Here is a 2,436-nt window from a genome sequence, read left to right on the forward strand (position 1 = left end):
CGGTGATGATGTCCTCGACGATGCCGTCGGCAAAGTAATCCTGCTCCGGGTCGCCGCTCATGTTTTGGAACGGCAGCACCGCGAGATGGCCGCCTGGTGTGCCGTCATGCGCAAGGCGAACGGTTGGATGACGGATCGCAGGCAAGAAACCGCCGAGACGGAACGCCTGGCTCTGAAGGCAGTGGATTTGGGCAGGGATGACGCGGTTGCGCTCTCACGCGGCGGGCATGCAATCGCTTTCGTCGCGGGCGACAACAATAGCGGGGCAGCGTTCATTGATCGCGCGCTTGCGCTCAATCCGAACCTGGCTTCCGCGTGGCTATTCAGCGGCTGGGTCAGAGCCAACCTCGGCGATACGGAAACCTCACTCCAGCACCTGGCGACTGCGATACGCATGAGCCCAGTCGACCCGCTCATGTTCGACATGCAGAATGGGGTTGCAATGGCTCATCTCTACGCTGGTCGATTTGAGGAGGCATCATCTTGGGCTGAAAGGTCGTTGCGGGAAAAGCCGGACTATTTGCCGTCGTTGCGCTTTGAGGCTGCAAGCTATGCTCACGCCGGCCGAACCGAGGATGCGCAAAAGGTGGTGAGCCGAATTCTCGGCCTCGATCCTGGCCTACGAATTTCTAATCTCGCCGACGTCGTTTCAACTAACCGTGCGGCCGATGTGGCTCTGCTTTCAGAAGGTTTGCGAAAGGCGGGGCTGCCGGAATAGCGCTGCCAGGCTGGCGCATCGATCGCGAGTTGGTAGTTAAAACGTGGGCAGCCTGCTCTTCACCGAGAACGGGCTTGTGGTCGAACCGGCGCAGGTCCCGATCTCGGCATTCCGTTCGAGGGGACGAGAGGGTCATTGAACGCCACGTGAAGGGCTCTGCAAAGCCACTGGATCGGGCACTTCGGCGTGTTTCGAAGACACAGGGTTTGTGAGCTCCGCTTTGAGCGAGAGATAGGTGCCTCACCGGACAGGCGGATCAAACCCCGTATTGCGGTGGCGCCAACGGACTCTTCGGGAACGACATTTTAGAGAGTGTCACCGCGGGCTCAGTCGCAGACTTTTTCAACAGTTGTGTGCGTCAAGTTCTGCAAAATGGCTTGGCGGTGACGTCGGTGTGTCCGCCGCGCAGCCCCCGTGTTAGCGGCGCGGCGGACACGGGCCTCGGCTCATGCGGCCAAAGCCGTCAAGCTCTCCTTCTTGTGCTCGCGTAGATGCTCCATGTTGAGGTAGCGGGTCGCCTCGAGCCAGTTCTCGGGATCTTCACGGCCAGCGCCCGAAACAGCCGTAGGCAGCTCTGCGGGTTGGGGAAGATGCGAACCACCAAGGTGCGCCGCTTGATCTCCTGGTTCAGCCGCTCCAGCATGTTCGTCGACTTCATGTGCTTGTGATGGGGCAGCGGCAGCCGATAAAAGCTCAACGTCTCCTCGATGTTGTCCTCTACCCAGTTCACCAGCTTCGAGTATTTGGTCTGCCATTTGGCAATCCACTACGCCAGATCGCGCTTGACCTCGGCAAGAACGCGCCGGTCGTAGAACCATCTGAGCTCCATCAGGCGATCGACGCGACGGGCGCCAAGGGCCGTACCGGACTCTATGTTCCCTTCACGATTCTGGGTTTAGTCGGTCGGCGAGATTGAGCCGCGCTCTCGAGGCCCAAGGCCAGCTGCTTCTCGTCTTCGATGGCGCGATCGACTGCCTCAATTTCCTCTTGGAGCGCCTTCAGCTCGGCTCCGTAGCTGGAGCCATCGCTGTCCCCTATCTGAAAGCCACTTGCCCGCATTGCGTCGCGAGTATGGTGCACGTTGCGGACTCCTTCGCGTCGAGTCGCGACCAGGATTTCCCTGAACTCTCCAAGACGTTCAACGTGATTGCGAGTCATTGCGTTCTCCTATTTTTGTCGTTCATTGTCGCCGACGGCGATTCAAAACGGCTAAAATTTACGGCGCAGAGAGTTTAAGTGATTACAGGAGATACTCTCGACAAAGCATGAGTGCGGAAGCTCAAATTTGAACGTTTTGCAATAACGTGGAGAGCACGGCAGGCGGAAATTGGCTCGGGGCCTGACCGATCATAGACCAGGTGCTAGACTCTTCGGCCAGGCGCGTCTGCTGCTCGGCGCGCTTGCTCGTCGGCGCGCTTGCTGGTCCATCCAGCTGCCGATTCTGGATCGCGAGGGTCCGTTTCTGAGCGCACAGCGACGCTGGTCTCAATGTCCGATAAGTTGAAGGGTTTCGGGTGCCGTCAGGCGTACATGAGGCGCAAAGCAGCCATGCCGCCGTCGCGTTGTGAGACTCTGATTTGGTGACAAGCAAAACAGCAGCCCCTACGACTCGTCCCTCTCATCGCGCAAATTAGACACAACGCGGCGGTTCTGCGACCTGCAGGCGGCGTCGGGGCAGTCGCGGACGAGCCTGTCCTTGCCGTAGCCCTTGGCCCACA

General features: G+C 59.4%; 2 protein-coding genes and 2 pseudogenes. 1 reads left to right on the plus strand and 3 read right to left on the minus strand.

Annotation, left to right across the window (positions count from 1 at the left end):
- The first annotated feature begins 127 nt into the window (after positions 1-127).
- Positions 128-718 (plus strand): tetratricopeptide repeat protein, encoded by a 591-nt coding sequence (locus NKH02_RS34240; protein ID WP_352884238.1) that lies wholly within the window; start codon positions 128-130, stop codon positions 716-718.
- 446 nt (positions 719-1,164) lie between these two features.
- On the opposite strand, the pseudogene NKH02_RS34245 reads toward NKH02_RS34240, so the two are convergent.
- The 3 genes and pseudogenes from NKH02_RS34245 to NKH02_RS34255 form a co-directional block, all read right to left on the minus strand.
- Positions 1,165-1,556: pseudogene (locus NKH02_RS34245) on the minus strand (transposase); the annotation flags it as partial.
- Positions 1,557-1,588: 32 nt separating this feature from the next.
- The gene (locus NKH02_RS34250; RefSeq protein WP_352884240.1) at positions 1,589-1,876 is read right to left on the minus strand and encodes a hypothetical protein; all 288 of its coding nucleotides are present in this window, start codon (positions 1,874-1,876) and stop codon (positions 1,589-1,591) included.
- Between the two features lie 444 nt (positions 1,877-2,320).
- Positions 2,321-2,436 (minus strand): annotated as a pseudogene (locus NKH02_RS34255) (OmpA family protein); the annotation flags it as partial.

The organism is Mesorhizobium sp. M1396, assembly GCF_040317725.1.
Classification (GTDB): Bacteria; Pseudomonadota; Alphaproteobacteria; order Rhizobiales; family Rhizobiaceae; genus Mesorhizobium.

Bases quoted from the DNA above. Each gene is read 5' to 3' on its own strand.
- NKH02_RS34250 (WP_352884240.1), bottom strand. From the start codon at position 1,876: ATGACTCGCAATCACGTTGAACGTCTTGGAGAGTTCAGGGAAATCCTG.
- NKH02_RS34240 (WP_352884238.1), top strand. From the start codon at position 128: ATGACGGATCGCAGGCAAGAAACCGCCGAGACGGAACGCCTGGCTCTG.